28 protein-coding genes are annotated in these 18,099 nt (G+C 44.2%); all 28 read left to right on the forward strand.

Going from position 1 to position 18,099, the window contains the following annotated elements:
* The 28 genes from DABAL43B_RS06445 (at window position 1) to DABAL43B_RS06570 (ending at window position 17,924) form a co-directional block, all read left to right on the forward strand.
* Window positions 1-201 (forward strand): hypothetical protein, encoded by a 201-nt coding sequence (locus tag DABAL43B_RS06445; protein ID WP_079691603.1) that lies wholly within the window; start codon window positions 1-3, stop codon window positions 199-201.
* 2 nt (window positions 202-203) lie between these two features.
* On the forward strand, window positions 204-1,004 hold the full coding sequence (locus DABAL43B_RS06450) for a phage minor head protein (protein ID WP_079691604.1): 801 nt from the start codon (window positions 204-206) through the stop codon (window positions 1,002-1,004).
* Window positions 1,005-1,227: 223 nt separating this feature from the next.
* Window positions 1,228-1,470 (forward strand): hypothetical protein, encoded by a 243-nt coding sequence (locus DABAL43B_RS06455; RefSeq protein WP_079691605.1) that lies wholly within the window; start codon window positions 1,228-1,230, stop codon window positions 1,468-1,470.
* Complete coding sequence (locus DABAL43B_RS06460) at window positions 1,467-2,666, forward strand: S49 family peptidase (protein ID WP_079691606.1); 1,200 nt, start codon at window positions 1,467-1,469, stop codon at window positions 2,664-2,666. Before DABAL43B_RS06455 ends, DABAL43B_RS06460 begins: the two co-directional genes overlap by 4 nt.
* Window positions 2,666-3,046: a hypothetical protein gene (locus DABAL43B_RS06465; RefSeq protein WP_079691607.1), complete on the forward strand. Its 381-nt coding sequence runs from the start codon at window positions 2,666-2,668 to the stop codon at window positions 3,044-3,046. Before DABAL43B_RS06460 ends, DABAL43B_RS06465 begins: the two co-directional genes overlap by 1 nt.
* Before the next feature lie 11 nt (window positions 3,047-3,057).
* Complete coding sequence (locus DABAL43B_RS06470; RefSeq protein ID WP_079691608.1) at window positions 3,058-4,152, forward strand: major capsid protein; 1,095 nt, start codon at window positions 3,058-3,060, stop codon at window positions 4,150-4,152.
* A gap of 58 nt (window positions 4,153-4,210) precedes the next feature.
* Entirely contained in the window at window positions 4,211-4,486 is a 276-nt protein-coding gene (locus DABAL43B_RS06475; RefSeq protein WP_171996335.1) for a hypothetical protein, read from the forward strand.
* Between the two features lie 2 nt (window positions 4,487-4,488).
* Entirely contained in the window at window positions 4,489-4,926 is a 438-nt protein-coding gene (locus tag DABAL43B_RS06480) for a DUF1320 domain-containing protein (RefSeq protein ID WP_079691610.1), read from the forward strand.
* A gap of 7 nt (window positions 4,927-4,933) precedes the next feature.
* Window positions 4,934-5,350, forward strand: coding sequence for a phage virion morphogenesis protein (locus DABAL43B_RS06485; protein ID WP_079691611.1), 417 nt, complete (start codon window positions 4,934-4,936; stop codon window positions 5,348-5,350).
* Window positions 5,347-5,769 carry a hypothetical protein gene (locus DABAL43B_RS06490; RefSeq protein WP_079691612.1) on the forward strand — a complete coding sequence of 141 codons (423 nt, stop codon included), beginning with the start codon at window positions 5,347-5,349 and terminating at the stop codon, window positions 5,767-5,769. Before DABAL43B_RS06485 ends, DABAL43B_RS06490 begins: the two co-directional genes overlap by 4 nt.
* Before the next feature lie 12 nt (window positions 5,770-5,781).
* Window positions 5,782-6,528, forward strand: a complete 747-nt coding sequence (locus tag DABAL43B_RS06495; RefSeq protein WP_079691613.1) for a hypothetical protein — start codon at window positions 5,782-5,784, stop codon at window positions 6,526-6,528.
* 92 nt (window positions 6,529-6,620) lie between these two features.
* Window positions 6,621-7,052: a hypothetical protein gene (locus tag DABAL43B_RS06500; protein ID WP_079691614.1), complete on the forward strand. Its 432-nt coding sequence runs from the start codon at window positions 6,621-6,623 to the stop codon at window positions 7,050-7,052.
* Window positions 7,053-7,088: 36 nt separating this feature from the next.
* Window positions 7,089-7,262: a hypothetical protein gene (locus DABAL43B_RS14240; RefSeq protein ID WP_171996336.1), complete on the forward strand. Its 174-nt coding sequence runs from the start codon at window positions 7,089-7,091 to the stop codon at window positions 7,260-7,262.
* Window positions 7,262-7,453 carry a hypothetical protein gene (locus DABAL43B_RS06505; protein ID WP_079691615.1) on the forward strand — a complete coding sequence of 64 codons (192 nt, stop codon included), beginning with the start codon at window positions 7,262-7,264 and terminating at the stop codon, window positions 7,451-7,453. The genes DABAL43B_RS14240 and DABAL43B_RS06505 overlap by 1 nt, the downstream gene beginning before the upstream one ends.
* Before the next feature lie 73 nt (window positions 7,454-7,526).
* On the forward strand, window positions 7,527-11,138 hold the full coding sequence (locus tag DABAL43B_RS06510; protein WP_079691616.1) for a hypothetical protein: 3,612 nt from the start codon (window positions 7,527-7,529) through the stop codon (window positions 11,136-11,138).
* Complete coding sequence (locus tag DABAL43B_RS06515; protein ID WP_079691617.1) at window positions 11,138-11,482, forward strand: hypothetical protein; 345 nt, start codon at window positions 11,138-11,140, stop codon at window positions 11,480-11,482. The genes DABAL43B_RS06510 and DABAL43B_RS06515 overlap by 1 nt, the downstream gene beginning before the upstream one ends.
* A gap of 1 nt (window position 11,483) precedes the next feature.
* Window positions 11,484-11,708 (forward strand): hypothetical protein, encoded by a 225-nt coding sequence (locus DABAL43B_RS06520; protein WP_079691618.1) that lies wholly within the window; start codon window positions 11,484-11,486, stop codon window positions 11,706-11,708.
* Between the two features lie 9 nt (window positions 11,709-11,717).
* Window positions 11,718-12,623 (forward strand): hypothetical protein, encoded by a 906-nt coding sequence (locus tag DABAL43B_RS06525; protein ID WP_079691619.1) that lies wholly within the window; start codon window positions 11,718-11,720, stop codon window positions 12,621-12,623.
* Window position 12,624: 1 nt separating this feature from the next.
* On the forward strand, window positions 12,625-12,954 hold the full coding sequence (locus DABAL43B_RS06530) for a hypothetical protein (RefSeq protein WP_079691620.1): 330 nt from the start codon (window positions 12,625-12,627) through the stop codon (window positions 12,952-12,954).
* Between the two features lie 18 nt (window positions 12,955-12,972).
* Complete coding sequence (locus DABAL43B_RS06535) at window positions 12,973-15,492, forward strand: hypothetical protein (protein ID WP_079691621.1); 2,520 nt, start codon at window positions 12,973-12,975, stop codon at window positions 15,490-15,492.
* A 3-nt stretch (window positions 15,493-15,495) separates the two neighbouring features.
* Window positions 15,496-15,726, forward strand: a complete 231-nt coding sequence (locus DABAL43B_RS06540; protein WP_079691622.1) for a hypothetical protein — start codon at window positions 15,496-15,498, stop codon at window positions 15,724-15,726.
* A complete protein-coding gene (locus tag DABAL43B_RS06545; protein WP_079691623.1) occupies window positions 15,716-15,952 on the forward strand; it encodes a hypothetical protein in 237 nt (78 codons plus the stop codon). Before DABAL43B_RS06540 ends, DABAL43B_RS06545 begins: the two co-directional genes overlap by 11 nt.
* Window positions 15,949-16,164 carry a hypothetical protein gene (locus DABAL43B_RS06550; protein ID WP_079691624.1) on the forward strand — a complete coding sequence of 72 codons (216 nt, stop codon included), beginning with the start codon at window positions 15,949-15,951 and terminating at the stop codon, window positions 16,162-16,164. Before DABAL43B_RS06545 ends, DABAL43B_RS06550 begins: the two co-directional genes overlap by 4 nt.
* Window positions 16,154-16,585 (forward strand): hypothetical protein, encoded by a 432-nt coding sequence (locus DABAL43B_RS06555; protein WP_079691625.1) that lies wholly within the window; start codon window positions 16,154-16,156, stop codon window positions 16,583-16,585. The genes DABAL43B_RS06550 and DABAL43B_RS06555 overlap by 11 nt, the downstream gene beginning before the upstream one ends.
* Window positions 16,586-16,587: 2 nt before the next feature.
* On the forward strand, window positions 16,588-16,722 hold the full coding sequence (locus DABAL43B_RS14495; RefSeq protein ID WP_264753842.1) for a hypothetical protein: 135 nt from the start codon (window positions 16,588-16,590) through the stop codon (window positions 16,720-16,722).
* 57 nt (window positions 16,723-16,779) lie between these two features.
* Window positions 16,780-17,358, forward strand: a complete 579-nt coding sequence (locus DABAL43B_RS06560) for a hypothetical protein (RefSeq protein WP_079691626.1) — start codon at window positions 16,780-16,782, stop codon at window positions 17,356-17,358.
* A 51-nt stretch (window positions 17,359-17,409) separates the two neighbouring features.
* Complete coding sequence (locus DABAL43B_RS06565) at window positions 17,410-17,622, forward strand: hypothetical protein (protein ID WP_079691627.1); 213 nt, start codon at window positions 17,410-17,412, stop codon at window positions 17,620-17,622.
* 71 nt (window positions 17,623-17,693) lie between these two features.
* Window positions 17,694-17,924 carry a hypothetical protein gene (locus DABAL43B_RS06570; protein ID WP_079691628.1) on the forward strand — a complete coding sequence of 77 codons (231 nt, stop codon included), beginning with the start codon at window positions 17,694-17,696 and terminating at the stop codon, window positions 17,922-17,924.
* Window positions 17,925-18,099 lie beyond the last annotated feature (175 nt).

Genomic DNA, 18,099 nt, shown 5'->3' on the forward strand with positions numbered 1-18,099 from the left:
ATGGATAACTGGCTAAGAATAGATAAAGCCACCCCCGCCGAAAATGGCAGATATTTGGTTTTGTATAAAAACCCTAGTCGTGTTGAAATAGCAAAGTTTGTTAATCAAGAATGGTTTGCTGTTGAGAATGGTAATGGGCAGACTATAAACGCTGGTATTTCCCACTGGCATCCGCTACCTGATTGGCCTAAAGAGGCATAATAATGGCAACGACAACAGCAGGATTTGACGTACAGTTTATCGAAGCCATTGCTTACGCTTTAAATCGTGAGGTGGTTCTACCCGATAATTACTACAACGTGATGACACCTATACAGCGTCAGCAAGCGGTATCTATCGCAGGGCTAGCACAGACTGAGCAGATTAAGCACGTAATGGGCTTGGTTAACAATGAGCTAGTCGATGGCGGTACATTTGCAGACTTTCAAAACGCAGTTAAGGCGGGCGATATTAATATCAATCTGCCAAAGCATCGGTTAGATAATATCTTTAGAACGAATATCCAAGGCGCTTATGGTCGTGGTCGATGGTATCAGCAGCAACAGAATAAAGATGAACGCCCTTATTTGATACGCGATGGCATTAACGACAATAGACAAAGTTTGGCGCATAGAGAGTTAGACCAAATTGTTAGGCATATTGACGACCCATTTTGGCAAAAATACTACGCTCCTGATCGGTATCGTTGCCGTTGTGTCATGCGGGCATTAACTAAGGAGCAAGCGGAAGCGAAAGGGATAACAACCGATATCTCTCTACCTAATCCTCCATTAGCTGATGGTTGGATTGGTGGCACACCTGCGCAGTACACAGGCAACATGAATCAACTGGTCAATAAAACAATAGCAGAGCTTGCTATCACGTACTACAAGCAGTCAGGTGCGATATTGGCGGCAAGACAGCGTATCGAGTCAGCTATCACAGCAATGTTGGCACAGCCGATACCTGAGCTTGCCGCGATGATTGATGAGGCTAAAAAACTGGTTGAGGAGCAAGGCGCATGATAAGCAAATCACGAATACTCAGAGCCATCGTGCTACTGATAGATATAGCCGTCGTCACTTACTCAAAGCGACGTAAAAAAGATGATATTGATGTATCTACGCTTGAACTTGAAATAAGTAGCAATGGAATTAAGGCACGCGCCAGACCTCCACAGAATTAAACCAAGCGAATTACACCAAGCCTTTACAGAAATGTAAGGGCTTTTTTAATGGGTGAACACAAATGATTAAAACCATACTAAATAGAATTTTAAAGCCTGAGTTTGTCTCAATAGGTTCGATGGTTATTAAAACCAGTTTGATTAAGAGTGCTTACATCGATTACGAAGACAACACTATTCGTTTATCAATCGATGATGATTTTTTAGATAACGAATTATTTACCCTTAAGTGTGACTCTAAAGAGCATGCACTAGAAACATTCAAACAGGCATTCAACCCTTTTTTTAAGGGACGTAAATTATGAACTTACAAGCAAAGATTAAGCGCGATATTAAACGTCATGAACTTATGGCTTGTCATGACTTACAAGCTGAGGTGGACGCTATCAACTTTAAAGCGCTGTCTAGTTCAAGCAATGGTGATGAACCTACTTATACAGTAGTTGATGGCGTAGCGACGATCGATGTGCGTGGTCTGCTAGTACCGGAAACCTCAAGCGATTATCGCTCATGGGGTGTAACAGGCTATGCAAACTTAGCGGACTACGTTCAGCAAGCTAATGACGATTACACGGTGACTAGCATTGTCTTAGATATTGATAGCGGCGGTGGTTATGTCGCAGGTCTTGACGGTATCACTGAGACTATCTACCAGTCTGCAAAACCGATTGAAACGTTTGTAAGTGGTGATATGGGTTCAGCTGCTTACTGGCTGGGAGTGAGCGCAAGCAAGGTCACAGCATCCAAGAAGTCATTCATCGGTAGTATTGGCGTTTATGGCGACCATGCCGAAGAATCAAAGGCGCTAGAAGATGCGGGTATCAATATAAAGCGCTTCCGTTCAGGTAAATGGAAGGGTGCATTTAATTGGTTTACTCCATTATCTGCTGAAGAAGAAACACGCCTACAAGACGGTATTAATGAGTCAGCAAATATATTTTTTAATTATGTGGCAGCACAGCGCAACGTTGATGCTAAGACAGTAGCAAGTTGGGAAGGTGATTTTTTCACAGCCGTTAAAGCCAAAGAATTAGGTCTAATTGATGCGATTGCGGATAGCGTAGCAGTGTCAAGCAGTACCAAACAGAGCAACAATAACCCCGAGGAGTACGACTTGAACGAACTTGAGAAAGCGCAGGCTGAAATCGCAGCGCTAAAAGCCGACAAGGTGAAAGACGAGCAAGCTATTGCTGCTGCCAACGCTAAAGCTAACGCAGCACAAACGGCATTAGCTACAGCGCAAGCAGCAACCCGCCAAACCGCTATCGATAAGTTGGCTGCTGATACTGGTCGCACGTTTACTGATGAGCAAGTGACCGCGTTTAAAGCGATGGACAATGCGCAGTTTGCTGTTGCTGAGTTTATGGCAAAACCAGTTGAGCCAGTAGCACCAAAGCTGCCGGACGGCTTGGATAAAGAGCAAGCAACCAATGGCCGTGAAAGTGGCGAAAGTAAAATCATGGCAGCAGTAGCAGCCGCAAAAGCACAAGGAGCTAAATAATGGTTGATTTCACTTATACAACCGAACAGCCGTTACCAGTTGATGTGACGCCTATCACCGATAGCGTTGTACCGACTACGGCAACCGCATATCACAAAGGCGACCTGCTTATTATCGCTGCTGGCACCAACGTGGCGACTCATAGCGATAGCTCAACTGGTGCACAAGCTGATTGGCACGTTATTTGTCTCACTGATGTGACCGCTGCACAAGCGACCGAAAAACTAGCAATGGGCGTTGAAATGCCTGTTTATGTGGCTGGTAAATTCGATGTTGCAGGTGTCAAGCTTAATGGTGTAGCACTCACTCCAACTCAAAAGCTAGCAGCGCGTGCGTATGCTAATCGCTCAACTAAAATCACGCTTAGCGTAGTTAAATAGGAAAATAATTTATGGCTACTTTTAATATTGAAGATGCGCAAATTGATACCGCATCATTTGAGGAGCTTGGCGCGGTCTATGACCTAAGCAAGCCAGTTGATACTTTTTTCCGTGACCGTTATTTCGGCAATCCGATTTATCTAAACGGTGAAGATAAAGTGCCAGTAGGCGATATCAAAACCTACATTCCATTAGCCCCTGCTGTACTACCAACCGCGCAAGGTCGTGTGATTAAAGATAAGGTGCAGTTGAGTGTTGACTATATTCCAGCACCTTACTTTAAGCCTGCATGTGTCGTTGAGCCGTTAAGTAAAATTGACGCTAAGATGCAAAAGCTATTGCAGAATATGCGCGTCATTGCGACTAATGCCGCAGGTGTGCCACCGACTATGCAAGACGAGTGGGAAATGGCAGCCGCCGTGTCTTACTGGACTATCCGCCAGTCACTAGCAGCGCGTGTCACTATGATGTGCCGTGATGCTTTACTGTACGGCAAAGTGGTTGTGCAAGGTGATGATAACGCGGGTGTGACTGTTGATTTTGGTCGCCATACTGATTTGACTTTTAACCCGCTTGTCGCATGGGATCAAGTAGGTGCTACGCCTTATAAAGACATTCGTAAGATTGTTAAAAACTTGGTCAAGCATGGCAAGCGCCGCCCAGTTGATGCGCTCATGTCTAGCCGTGTGTTTGATGCGATGTCAGACGATAAAGAGCTTAACGATAAATTCACGGCATCAAAAGACACTAATGCGACCCGTGTTTTTGACGGTGGGTTTGGTGGCGAAACTACTGCCTCTCTACGCGGTACTTTAGACGGTATCAACTTTTGGACATATGACGCTGAGTTTGAGAAAGAAGATGGCACCAGTGAGCTGATGGTTCCTGAAGATGGTTTTTGGCTTATCTCTGAGCTTGCCAATCCGCTTTACTATTGCATGATTAAGCATCGTAAAAACCCTGCTAAGTTAGCAATGGAATTGATGCCGTACCATGTGTTTAGCGACGACCCATCAGTAGATAAGTTTATTGCTGATTCAAGTCCATTGCCAGTAACTATCAATAAAAATGGCGCTTGTGGTGGTACTGGCTTTATTACCCTTTAACAAACCTTTAACTTTAATCAGCCCTGCTAACGCGGGGCTTTTTAATGGAGATCATAAAATGTCAAAAGTTTATATCGCAAAAAACGCTATCGGTCAATTTAACGCTGGTGAAGAAGTTGCTGGTCTGACTGATAAAGACCGTATCAATTACTTGCTGAGCATTGGTGCCATCGTTGAGCAAGGTGGCGAAGATGACACTGGTGAAGGTGACGAAGTGGTCAAACTTGACGGCTTATCAAACGATGAGCTGAAAAAACTGCTTGATGAAGAAGGTATCAAGTACAACAAGTCTGACGACAAGAAAACATTGATCGCATTATTTCCAAAGGACTGATTATGTACGCGACTCATGAAGACCTAGTTAATCGCTTTGGTGCATTGGCAATCGGTGAGCTTGAGTCGATGCACAATGACGGCTTGCTTGCGGTTACCAATGCACTGTCTGACGCATCAGAGAAGATGAACAGCTACTTATCAATACGCTATCGAACGCCACTCAATAAGACTGAGCATTTGAAACTGGTGTGCGCTGATATTGCTCGCTACTTGCTTTATATGAACGAGCCGACCGACGAGGTTGAAGCACGTTATAAAGAAGCGCTTAAGTGGCTGCAAGATGTGGGTGCAGGTAAAGCCAATGTTACGTTTGCGGAGCCATTAACTGATGACGAGCAACAATCAACGTACATCAGACCCGCTGTGCCCATCGGTGATAGCTATCGTGGTCAAGTATTTGGTGATGATGTGTTTGCCAGGATGCCAGGCATGAACTGAGGTCATTATGATTGATGCAAACTTATCAGGTGGTGACGAGATAATCAGACGACTAGGCGCTTTGTATTTTGATAATCAAAAAATGCAGAAGTTTAGCCGGTTGGCTGGCGCTGAAATGGTACATCAAACTGAGGAGCGCTTTTACAATCAGCACGACTTAGGGCGTCAACCGTGGATACCGTCACAAAGAGCAATTGCCGATCAAGGCAAAACTTTGCGTGATACTGGACGGCTCATGGCTTCACTCACTTATATTGCGCTGCCTGATGGCGTCAAGTGGGGCACAAACGTAGTGTATGCAAAAGCGATGCACTACGGGCTACCTTATCGAAACGTCACGCCTAGACCGTTTATAGGTATGAATGACGACGACAGAGCCAGTGTGCTTAACATTATTAATCGAATTATGGACGTAGACTTATGAGTAATTATTTTGCAGTAGGTCTTGGTTTGATTGACCACTTAGAAGCAAAGCAAAAGGAGTGGGGTATTAAGCACGTCGGTACTGTTGCCAGTATCAATAAGATTAATAAAAACACCACACCGGCGCTATATGTCATCAATACCTCAAACAATCCACGCGCTAATGGCTCGATAGACAGTCGTGATATGCAGCAATGGACCGTCGTTGTCGCTGTTAGCAATCAAGCAGCGCAAGACGATGTTAGAGCGCTCATGGAAACGTCAGGCGAGCTTATCAGCAAGGTCATTAATCACGTACAAGGTTATGAGCTGGACGACTACCACGAGCCGCTAGAACGCACCAATACATCAGGCAGACCAGACTACTTCAGCACGTTTGCGCTTTATCCGCTTACTTTTCAAACCAAATTTCAGCCTTAGAGGACATTAATCATGGCAGAGAACTTAAATCAATCCCACGCTTTCATTGGCAAGGGTAAAATCTTTATGACCCCAATTACGGGCGCGGTACGCGGCAAGCCTTTCTGGGTTGGCGTAGCATCCGCATTGTCTTTTGCTCACTCAGTCGAAGATGAAAAAGAATTAATCGAGCATCATTCTGGCACCAACCAAGTTTGGGATGTTTCAGCCGGTACTAAGAAAACCACTGTATCGCTAACCATCCAAGAGCGCCGCTTAGAAGCGATGCGAGCAGCACTGCAAGCAACTGTTGAAACCGTTGAAACTGGATCAGTGACAGCGGAAGAACATACGGTTGATGCAATCGGTGACATGGCTTTCTTAAAGCACTCAGACGTAACAGTGACCACTGTTGTGGATAGCACGTCAGGCACACCAAAGACGTTATCTGAAAATACTGACTACAAAATCGATAAGCAGTATGGTCGCATTGAAATGCTGACCGATGGACACACAGGCCCTATCAAAGTTGGTTATACCTATGGCGCTGCTACGGTTATGAAGCCAATGACTGATGATGTGGATTTCTATGAGCTTCGCATTGACGGCATGAATACAGTCGGTCAAAAAGATAAGCAGATTGTGACCGCTTATCGCGTGAAGCTGAACCCAGCCGATGCTTACGATCTAATCAATGACGACTTCGCGGAAATGCAGATTGAAGGCACGGCGTTATTTGATGAATCTCGTAATGCAGCTTATGAGATTAAGACGGTCTAGTGTTTTTACCCTGGTCATAACATCAACTAGGTTTTTTTTATTTAACTAAGTCATTACGCGGTGATGGCTTACTCAAATAAAAAGGATTGATTATGCGTACTAACACCCAAACCAAACTGACAAATACTGTCACGAATGACGTTATTGTTTTGTCCGATAGTCTTTACCCAGAGGGCGAACACGACTGGTCCGCAGTAGTATCAAGCACTAAGTACGCGCTAGACGGTACGATGATAGTCGAGCAGTCACAAAGACAGGCTGGCAGACCATACACGATGCAAGCACCTGATGGCCATGGCGTACTATCACGGACAACGGTTAATTCGCTCAAATCCGAGCGTGACAAGTTAGGGGCTACGTTTTGGCTAGATTACCTAGCAGATGGGTCGGTTAAGCGCGTTAAAGTGATGTTTGATACGACGCAAAAGGCTATCAACGCAACGCCAATCAAAGGCAGTACAAGCCCAAAGCTGACCGATTACTATAATGTGATGCTTAAATTCTTAGAGATACCGAGCGTGTAAATGGTATAATTAAGCATACTTTTAATGGGGTGTGTTATGAGCGAGATTAAAATAACAACTGATGGTGCTAAGTATCCTGAGTGGATAATGACAGGTATTACGCGGTCAGCTATTGACGAGAATATGACACTTACTTATACGCATAATCCAGCCAAACCCGATACTGGTGAGCCTTATTTTAATATACCTGATAGCGAATGGGGTGAGTGATGAGTGATATAAATATTACAGTTGAGATTGACGGTGATTTTATAGAACTACAAGACGATGGCTGCTTAAACGCTTGCATACGTATAGATCAATGGCAGCAAATTAAAGACGCTGTTGATGCTGAGTTACACGGCAAGTATCACCATTTACGCGAAATAATCAAAAACACGAAGCCTATAAATCTAGACTAAAATCTAACAAGCAAAACCACAGCCCACTCATTGAGTGGGTTTTTTAATGCCTAAAATTTGACGGATGACAACAATGGCGATTACTCAAAACGATTTAGAGATACTAAAATCTGAAATCATGGCAGACACGCCTGATGGTGGCGGATTGCCTACAGGTGTTGCCGTCATTGATGGCGTATCTAATAACTTACTCCCTGATGTATCAGACATTGACCGCCTTATTGGGCGTGTGCGTCTGCGTAAGATATATCTAGCAGTTAAGACCGCAAGCACTGACTTGCTGCAAGCCACTCGAATGCTAATCACCGAATTGCCAGATAATCCGAATATCAGTGTATTTTTCTTTAAAGCAAGCGATTTTGCTGATAGGCGTGTTGATGCTCAAAACACAATCGAAAGCTATCTAGCGTTCGGCTCAAAGTGGGCAGGGCATATATTAGAAACTCAGTTAACAGGTCAGCGCGTTATTCAAGTGTCGCTCGATAAAGGCGATCAGATACCGGCAGTCGGTCAGCCGCTTGTGATTGTGCAAAACGAAGGGCAATCAGACGAGTTTTATCAGTATATTCGTCCGCTTAAAGTCGATACGGTAGAGCGTCGTTTTCAGCGCACCGTTAGCGAAACAGTGACGCGTACAGTCGCAACTATTGAGTTTGGCGACACCCTAACAAAGACATTCAACGGCTTAACTGTGCCCGAGTATTACGCAAACGCTAACACCAGTCGCCGCGCTATCTTGCGTGAGGCGCGCGTGGCTGATGCAGCAAAGTATTACAGTGCGTCAAGATTGGCCGAGCCAGTGGTTGCCATGCAATCTCGTCAGGTACGTATCAATTCAATTTATACCCAAGTCGTGCCTAGCACGCAGGTTGAAACGCCTATTTTGCAGCGTGATCCAGCCAATCAAGTCGCTACTCAAGCGCGTGGCGATGGTGTGATTGCTATTAATCAATCGGTCAATGTTGCGACTAATACCGCCTTTAGCTTACCAAGCGGTATCGCAGTTGGCACACTTAGTTTGTCAGTCGGTGGTCAAGCACTAACCGACCGTGATGGTGAGTTAGTCAGCAGTAACGGCTTAGCTTATGCGTCTATCAAGTATGGCGTTGGTCAGATAACTTGGTATAGCTTATTAAATACAGGGCAAACAACGGTCACAGGTAGCTATAAACCTGCGTCAGAATTTACTCGTGTGGCACAAACAGATTATCAAGTCGTAGAAGATAACGCAGGTTATAACTATGTACGCGAGCTGGGCGCTGAGCCGGTCCCTAATAGCCTTAAAATCACTTATACGGTAGATGGTAACAACTATCTCGTACATGACGATGGACGCGGCAACTTAGTTGATGAGGATGGTAACGGACGCGGTACGGTGCAAGGCAGGACAGTATTACTTACGACTGCCGCCATACCTGATGCGGCAAGCTATATTGTTTACTCGTTCGGCGTGGATTTAGACACGGTTAAGTACGGCGCTCAAGCGTTGTTGCCTGCTTACCACGTTATTAGCATTGCAGACAAAGTAAGCGGCTCTGTCACAGTAACATGGCTTACAGGCAAGACCGCGACAGTGAGTAACGGTGTTATCACTGGCGATGCAACAGGCACGTTTATCGACGGTAAACTGAATATTGCGCCAAATGATACAGTTGCCAAAGATACTGTATTTAATTTGTCTTATCAGCGCATATTGAATGCAAATACTGTAAATAAAAATTTATGGTATAAGCCGACCGATGCGTCAGGTGCTTTTGGCGGATTGTTGGATTTTGAGGCAGCCATTACCGATGTTGATGTTACTGTCTTTTTGGGTGGTGAGTTAAAGGTTGTTTTAGGTCTTAATGATGGCGGAACGTCACTTGTTATCGAGGATGTGTTGCGACCTATTTACACCGATAAAGCGTACCAACAAGGTAATGCTATTTACACCTCCACAGAGGTAAACACTTGGCAGTCAATCAAAAATGCAGCCTCGGATTCTAATACATGGGTGGCATCATTAACCAGTAGTATAATCAACAAGGCTGCTGGTACTGTGGATTTTGTTATTAATGTATCGAGAAAATCTGAAGGGGTTGACGTTATCGTTAGACCGGGGGTTTCGCCTGTTTTTAAAACTGTGACAAAGACAGTGCAAATGCAAGCGTCAGAGGTTCAGATCAATGGCATAGCAACCACAGCAGCATCAACTGAAGCAGCAACAATGACAGATGCTGCGACGTTGATCAATATCAACCTGCCACAAGACACAACCGATGCCGTGGTTAATGACTCATTGTTTTTAGACGCGCTAGGGCTGAGCTTTAGAGATAGTAATGGCAAGATTAAAAGTGGCGATTTAACGGTAGGAAATATTGATTATCGCTTTGGCGCCGTATCAATCGATACATGGCAAGCAGGACAAACCAACACGGTCAACCTCAAGTCAATGCTACGAGAAAACGATCCTGTGCCATTAGCTAACATCATCTTTAGAACGCCAGTTGCACCACTTAAAAAAGCATCGTTGCAAATCAGCGCAGAGCTTGCAGATGGTACGGTTATATCACTATCAACTGACGCACAAGGCGGTATCACAGGCAGCAAGTACGCTCATGGTACGGTTGATTTTAAAGCGGGCGTTGTTGCGCTGTATTTTTATGAGAAGTTAGGAGTTGCGGCTAATCCCGATGTGGTCAATCAGTCTTGGTATGACGCAGCTAACATCTATATGGATGGAGGCGTTAATTATATTAATAAACCAATTTACGTTAAGCCTGACTCAATCCGCTACAACGCGATTGCCTATAGTTACTTGCCATTAGATAAAGAGCTTATCGGACTTGATCCGGTGCGTCTGCCTACCGATGGTCGTGTGCCATTTGTGCGCAAAGGCGACAGCATTGCTATCACTGAGCTTAAAACAATGGAGTTACCAACCAATGCACCCAATGATGTTTTTGACTTAGGTTTTGAGCGCCTATCCGATGTGAATGTCGTTGATAGTACAGGTAAAAAGGTCAGTTTTGATTATCTTGATATTGACCTTGACGCAGGTACGTTAAAGCTTAACGGCTTGTTTGATATGTCGTTTTATACTGCACCATTGACCGCTAAGTATAGAATTATGGATATTGCGCTAGTGATTGAAACTGACATATCAGGTCGTGTCACTCTATCAACGCCTATCACACATGACTACAGCACAGCAGCGGTATTTAGCTCAATGCTACTCGCTGGTGATATGCAAGCGCGTGCGTTTAACGTCTTTGGTCAGCAGTCGTGGGGCGGTGTATTTAGCGATACGCTCATTGGTAATGCTACAACATCGCAGTTGCAAGTCACCAATAATCCTATCGTAGCGACTAATCGTGATGCGATTGAGGAACGATGGGCGCTAGTGTTTACCAGTGCCACAGCGTTTCGCATTATCGGTCAAACAGTCGGTGAGATCGGTACAGGCTCGACGACTACACTAACAGCGCCAATAAACCCAATGACAGGCTATCCGTACTTTACGATACCGGCAGCCGCATGGGGTATAGGTTGGTCGGCTAATAACGTGGTGCGTATCAATACCGCAGCAGCTAAATATCCAATATGGATAGGTAATGCGATACAGCAACATCAAGGTAGTAGCTCAGATAATTACGACTTTACCATTGGCTATCACGCCAACATTGATAGAGAGAGGGTTGTGTAATGGAGTTATCAGTTGATGCAAAAAACGCAGCGCTACAAGGGATTGCCGATAGATTGAATGTTGGTAATAATTCCGTGTTGTCAATCTATGTAGGTTTAACGCTTGCCGCTGAAATCACCTTGCTTAATCCCGTTCAAACATCTATTGCTGATGCGGTGATGACCTTCAAGATACCGCCAAAGGTGCTAGCAATAGCATCAGGCGTACCAACGGCTGCCAAGATACTAGCAGCAGATGGTACGCTTGAAGCGACGCTTGATGCGGCAACTGAGCTAACCCTTGATAAGGATAAAATCTATCAAGGTGGTTATGTGACATTAACGGCGTTAACAATGGGCATCTGATATGGCAACGATAACAGGTAGAGCAAAACGATTTGACGGCTTGCCGATTGATTACGTGCTGATATTTCAGTGGAAAACTGGCAAGTGTCTTGGCAAGTCGATACCGAATAGCGCGGGTAATTGGTCGTTTGATTACACCACTAACTTAATAGTCGGTATTACTTACGTGTCAGATGGTTGTGAGCCTTTAACACATGGTCCATACGAGTTTGTACTAAATAAATAGAGGTAGGTTATGAGTTTTTTAAATCCAGTCAATGAGCCAGTGCTACGATTTAAAAGCACTGATGCAAGCGCACCGCAGATTAACTATAACGCTCGTGTGGCGGGTGATGTAAAAGCGGTGCTAAAAGCGTGCCTAGTTACAGGCTATGGCGCTAAAGCGAGTGCAGGTTGGTCAATCGTCAACGAAGTCAATCACGTTGCAGAATTTGTCAGCCCTAGCGCAGCTATGAGCGATTATCGTCTAGGGATTGATGATACGAGCGCATCGAGTACGACTTGGTATTATCAGTATCAAGATGCAAGGGTTAATCCGAGCTATAACGCACCTGTCAAGGCGTTCGTCGCTGTCGATAAAACAAGCGGCGAAAATGGCTGGCAATTATTGGTTACTGAGCGCGGCATACTGTTTATCGAGCTTACACAACATACAGCAGTTAGTAAGCTGTCAGCACGTATCACGTATTTGGGCGCTGTTAAATCAGCACTGACTAGCAATACAGGCAAAAATATAATGTTTTTCAATATCGGGCAAAATGCAACCACACCGATACCTTATAGTTTTTATTCCGCGAACACTTATACCCATGTACAGCTATCAGATAATAGCAATACATACCTAAGCGCGGCGGGCAGTACAGCGCTTGAGGCTGCCGAATATGCACTAGATATAGGTGTTGTGGATTTAGTTAGCCCTATTTACCTTGTGAGCGCACTCAAGAACATGGTCATAGCTGAATTACCGCCAATGCTGTCAAAAACTGTTAATAAAACGGCAGATTTGTACGGCATTAGTGAGCAGGCATTAGGTGCTCGCAATGTGCTGAGTGTGTGCGCAGGGTCTTCAACAAGTAACTTTATTCAGGCTACTAGTCGTGCGCGGACTTTTTTAATTAAGACTGATTACTGGGAGTATTGATATGCATGTACTCGCAAAGACATATATATCGCTATCGCTGACGCATAGTGGCTATATCGCAGGTAGCGGTGACGGTATCGTCACAGTGCAAGGCAAACCTGCAAGCCGTAAAATCTGGCTGCTTAATGCACAAACAATGGCGGTTGAGCAAGTTATTACCTCGCTTAAAAATGGGCATTATCTCTTTATGGGGCTTGACCCTGTTCAGCGCTACTTAGTCATGGTGCGTGATTATAAAAAAGAGTTTGAGTCGTTTGCGTGGGATGATGTGCCGCCCGCCGATGATTTGACGATTGATGAGCAGCAAGCATTGTGGGCAGGTTGGCAGTAAACTAAATTGAGGTGTTAAATGTCTAATCAGTTACGCCTCATACTTGAGCGTTATATTGCAGTACAGCCAAAAGCCAGTAGATTATCTTTGCCATTTGACCGCAATCTAGGCGATATAACGCGCTATAAGTATGTTTTAGCTCATGCCTTGCCGTTACGCTTAGAGCGATTGAGTAGTGAGCAGCCAAATGCTAATGCTTTAATGCTTGGTATGACGCAGCCACTAGGCACGATAGCGCCGCCCTTATACTTTATATCTAGCAGTTTGCCGTTACCGTTGACTGTAGCGACAAGTGAGCAGCCACAGCCTAACGTCTTGCCGCTTAACATGAGCCGCAGACTTGGCACAGTGGTTGGCATACCGATTACACCGCCTGATGTTGCCGATGATATAAATGTAACGGTCAATGCGGTTGCAGTATTGACGCCTACAGCTAATGTTAATGTAGCAATCAGCAATGATGATACGGTTGATATATCAATCACAGCAGTCGCAGACATAACACCTGTTGCCAGTGCCATAGTTGACGCTGAACAGATAAGCGTATCGGTCACTATCACAGCTACAGCCACACTCAATCCAGTAGCAAGTGCAAGCGCAACTTATGACAGTAATAACCCTAGATTGGTCATGCTCGATGTATCTAGCGATATGCAAAACGCTAAATTACAAGGTATTGATAAGCGATCACGCTTTGAGGCTACCAACAATCTAACGCAGCATGTCAATGCGGATTGGCAGCAATCAAAACTAATCGGTACAGATAATCAAGCGCAGTTTGAAGCTAACGAGCAATTACACTCAAGCAGTCAAGTATCGTTTGAGCAATCAAAACTAATAGGTGATAGTAGTAGTCATGGCGGTGAATACCAGTCGTTTATCGCGCATAGTAGACAGTTGAAAAACGAGCAATCAAAGCTTGTTGGCCTTGATAAATGGTTTGGCTTTGAGGCAATGGCCAAGCGTCAAATTGAGCGAGCTATAAGCGGTGAGAACGCTAAATTATTAACAGACAAACTTAGCACTTACAGCGAGTACAGCAAGCTACTTAACAACCGTACTGACTTTTTAATAGAAACTGCTAGATTGCCGTTTAGCAAATTGCGTTATGTGCCGCCACCACTATCACAAACCGTTATCCTTAAAGAGCAAATCATTGAAGGCTGGGAATGTGGTAGCGGTGCTTTACGTCACTATGTTTACAATGATGAATTAGCGTTACCGATGACAAGGCGTATCGCTGATAGAGGCGCGTCTAGTCAGTTAGCAATGCCGTTATCAATGCCATTAGGCGTGTTGGTGCTATCCGCTACTGACGCTGATGCAATGGAAACAAGGCCATGCAAGCGCGAGACGTTAGGCGTTAATCCTACGCTTGATGTGACGATGTGCGAGCCTAGAGTTTTTGGCAAGTCGTCGGGGATAGCGATACACTCTCAAGCAACACTTGATGCCATCGCGTATCTACAGTTAACTATTAGCGATAAAAACGATGCTTATGGTCAAGGAGTTATATTTGTGACAAACAGTGTGTCATTAACGCGCTCAGATGATGGGCGTGAGATTAAGATGCTAGGCTTTAGCGTGGGCATTGATAGCAATAGCTATACATGGTCATTTAGCGCCACTGTACCGCTGTCAGAGCTATCAAAAGTCGATACGGCATTAGAGCAGCAGATAGGTGTTGAATTTACGTGTAACGGCAATCTGTGGCGATTTATCTTAGATAGTTGTGATGACTCTATATCATTCGGTGAAAGCTCATTAACGATCAAAGGTAAGTCACGGGCGATGTTATTAGCGCATCCATACGCGACACAGCGGGGCTTTAAGTTTGACACGGCTATGAGTGCAAGGCAGATAGCTGATGCTGAATTAAACCGTAACGGCGTAGCGTCAGGCTTTACATTGGATTGGCAATTAGCAGGGGTAAACGGTTGGAATGTACCGGCTAACACTTACAGCTACACAGGCAAAACACCTATTAACTCGCTTCAGTGGATAGCCGAAGCAGCAGGTGGCTTTATTAATGCTGATATGATTGCTGATATATTGCACGTATTGGCGCATTATCCGGTGCCAAGTTGGGAGTGGGCAGCACAAACGCCTAGCATTAATTTGACGCAATCGCTGATTACCAGTCGCAGCCGTGGACGCATTAATAAGCCCGCTTATAACGGTGTGACTATCTATGGTGAAAACGATAACGGCATCGGGGCCTTAATCAAACGCACCGGCACAAGCGGAGGTTATCAGCCGCCAATGGTTACAAGCGACTTAATGACAGACCAATTAGCAGCTATTAGCCGTGGCAAAATGATACTGAGCGACACAGGTGATATTGGCAATATCGGTATCTCAATGCCCTTAGTCGCTGATGTAGGTGTGTTAAAACCATCTACTTTAATCGGTGTTAATGATGGCGAGTCATGGGTTGGCATGGTAAGAGGCACGACTATCACAGGTCGTCTATCAAGCAATCGTGCGCTTGAAGTTGACCAGTCTATTGACGTTGAGCGTCATTTTGATAAGGGATAATTTATGAAGATTGAAGAATTAATGCCGCAAATTAGAGCGGGTGAAAAAGTAAGAATGAAGGCATGGCTTGAAGGCGATTTTATGTACTTTGTCGAAAACGCTAAAGATAAAGGAAATTTTATCTCAGAAGGGAATTACACAGGCTTTATCGCTATGCACAATGGAACGGAATGCCAATCTACATTAGACGGTGCAAGTGCAATTGCAGACGACTGGGAGCTATATGATGGCTAGTGGTAACTTATGGCAGTTATTCAAAAACGTCACTGAGCAAGGTGCTAAGCAATTAGCGACTGTCATTGATAGACAAGGCTCAAACTATACAGTCACGATGCAGGGTGGGGGTAATACGGTTGTGCAATCAAGCGCAGCTTACGAGCTGCAATCTAAGGTATTTATACGCGATGGTCAAATAGTTGGGCAAGCACCTAATTTAAATTATGTAGAGATTGAAGTATGAGATTTTCCGAAGCTATGATGAATTTGCCAGAAGATATCAATGTCAGTCGTGAATTGTGGGGCAATGATAGTTATTTCTACACCAAAGATGGCGACATATTATTTATCCTAAATGGCGAGAAATTGATTTTTGAAGATGTATTTCATTCAGCGACGATAACCAACTTTACAGCAAATGATTATTACAGATGGAGTGCAACCGATGACCGATAAAAAAGACGATAGCGTTAAAACTATCCAAGTAGCAGGGCAAGAGATTACGATCAACCGCGTCAAAGTTAAAAACCTACACGAAGTAACGCGTGCATTTACGCCTTTTGTCGCTGAGTTTGAGCGTATCGTGAAAGCTAAAAAAGGTATGCCAGAGAGTGAGCTAATGGCACTGATTGGCACGTTTACAGATGAAACGGTTATCTTGGCCTCAACACTAACAGACCAGCCGCCGAGCTTTTATAGAGAGCTTGAGCCGTTAGAGATGCTACAAGTGATGCAGGAGGTCGTCGCCCATAGTGGTGATTTTTTTATGCGTCAGATTTTCATTCCCCTAAAGCAGTTGGGGGCACAACTAGCGTTACTTGGTACGACAGCTTATTACCATTCTACAAAATCGGAATCAGAGAGCACGACATCTTAGATATGGTGTTTGGTGAATGGTGGGGCTTATCTAAAGCACTGGCTAAAGATAAGCAGCAAGAGGTTAAGAATATGGCAATCGCTATGCGAGTATCGCAGGCGGACGCCAAAGGCTGGAAAGAGTTTATGAAGGACTAGCGTAACAATGGTTAATCGGTTAAAGTTGGGTAAATATAACTTTATCGAGTATCGGCTATGAGAATACTGATTGCGGTTGGCTTGGCGTTGGTGCTAAGTGGATGCGGTGGTTTTGATGATATGGATGCTGCAAGGCTTGGTTATACTGGCATTGGTAGCAATGGCTCAGATAATAATCAACCTAGTAATCCTGAGGAAAAAACACAGTGGCAGTATTCATCGGTAGGTAATAGTAGTGGAGTATTTTCATTAAGAGCGGATAACTATGCGCTGAATTTCTTTTATGATCCGAAACTTACCAATGTAAAACATAAGCCATGGGTTGAGCTTGAAAGACGTAAGAGCAGTAGCGGCGCTGTGACCAGTACGGTAACAATTTTCGTTAACTCAAACTTATCATGTACGCCATCCTGTAGGGTGGCCATAAACTTTGATGGCAATCAGTCAACATACGAGATGCGTAATAGTATTGATGGTGTCATCGTTCCTATTAACGAATTTACAGAAAGTCAGTTATTTAATAAGTTCACTACATCAAACATAGCTATTGTTAACCTGCCTATTATTGGGTTATCTGAACTATTCGAGGCAAACTTTGATTTGCGCGACTACGATGTTAATAAAATGACGTTTTAGTATCAGTTTTCCCAAAATTTACCAATAGTAATTACAACAGCGAGTAATGGTATGGCTAGTAAAGTAGAGCAGCAAATGAAAATGTGTTCGTATGATAAAAAGATGACACTGCATTATAGAAACAGCGAAACACCTAATTGGGCGCTGCATATCGTCTTAACTTTACTTACGGGTGTATGGCTATTTGTCGCGCTTTACATGGCGGTAAAAGGCGGCAAGCAAGGGCTTTGGACTTGCTCACAATGCGGCACTACGCAAAAATAGAGGTTAACCCATGATAGATATAAACTATCTTACGCCCGACCAATTCCCCACAGATTACGAGACTTGGGGTGATGAGGGTTTTTAAGCGTATCAATAACTTGCTAGATAAAGCCGTTCATCTAGTTGGCAGAAAAGCTAAAACCGAAGTCATGCACTATGCAGGGATATCGAAAAATAAAAACACTGATAAAAAGCCAGTGGTCTTTATCGATTGTGATAGCTTGAATCGCTACCACATTGACGATCGATATATTAAAAACAGCCAGTTGCCAAAGCCGGATAGAGCATCTGCTTTTAAATAAAGGACAATGTATGACAGAATTTATCGAAGTAACAGACCTAAGCTCATCGGAAAAATTGGCTATCAACACATCCTTTATAATGTGCATAACCCAAATCAACGACCCCAACTGTACCGTTATCACAACAAGCGATGGTTCAGTTAGGGTTGTAGAGAGATATGACGATATAATTATG

It is taken from the genome of Psychrobacter sp. DAB_AL43B, assembly GCF_900168255.1.
Lineage (GTDB): Bacteria > Pseudomonadota > Gammaproteobacteria > Pseudomonadales > Moraxellaceae > Psychrobacter.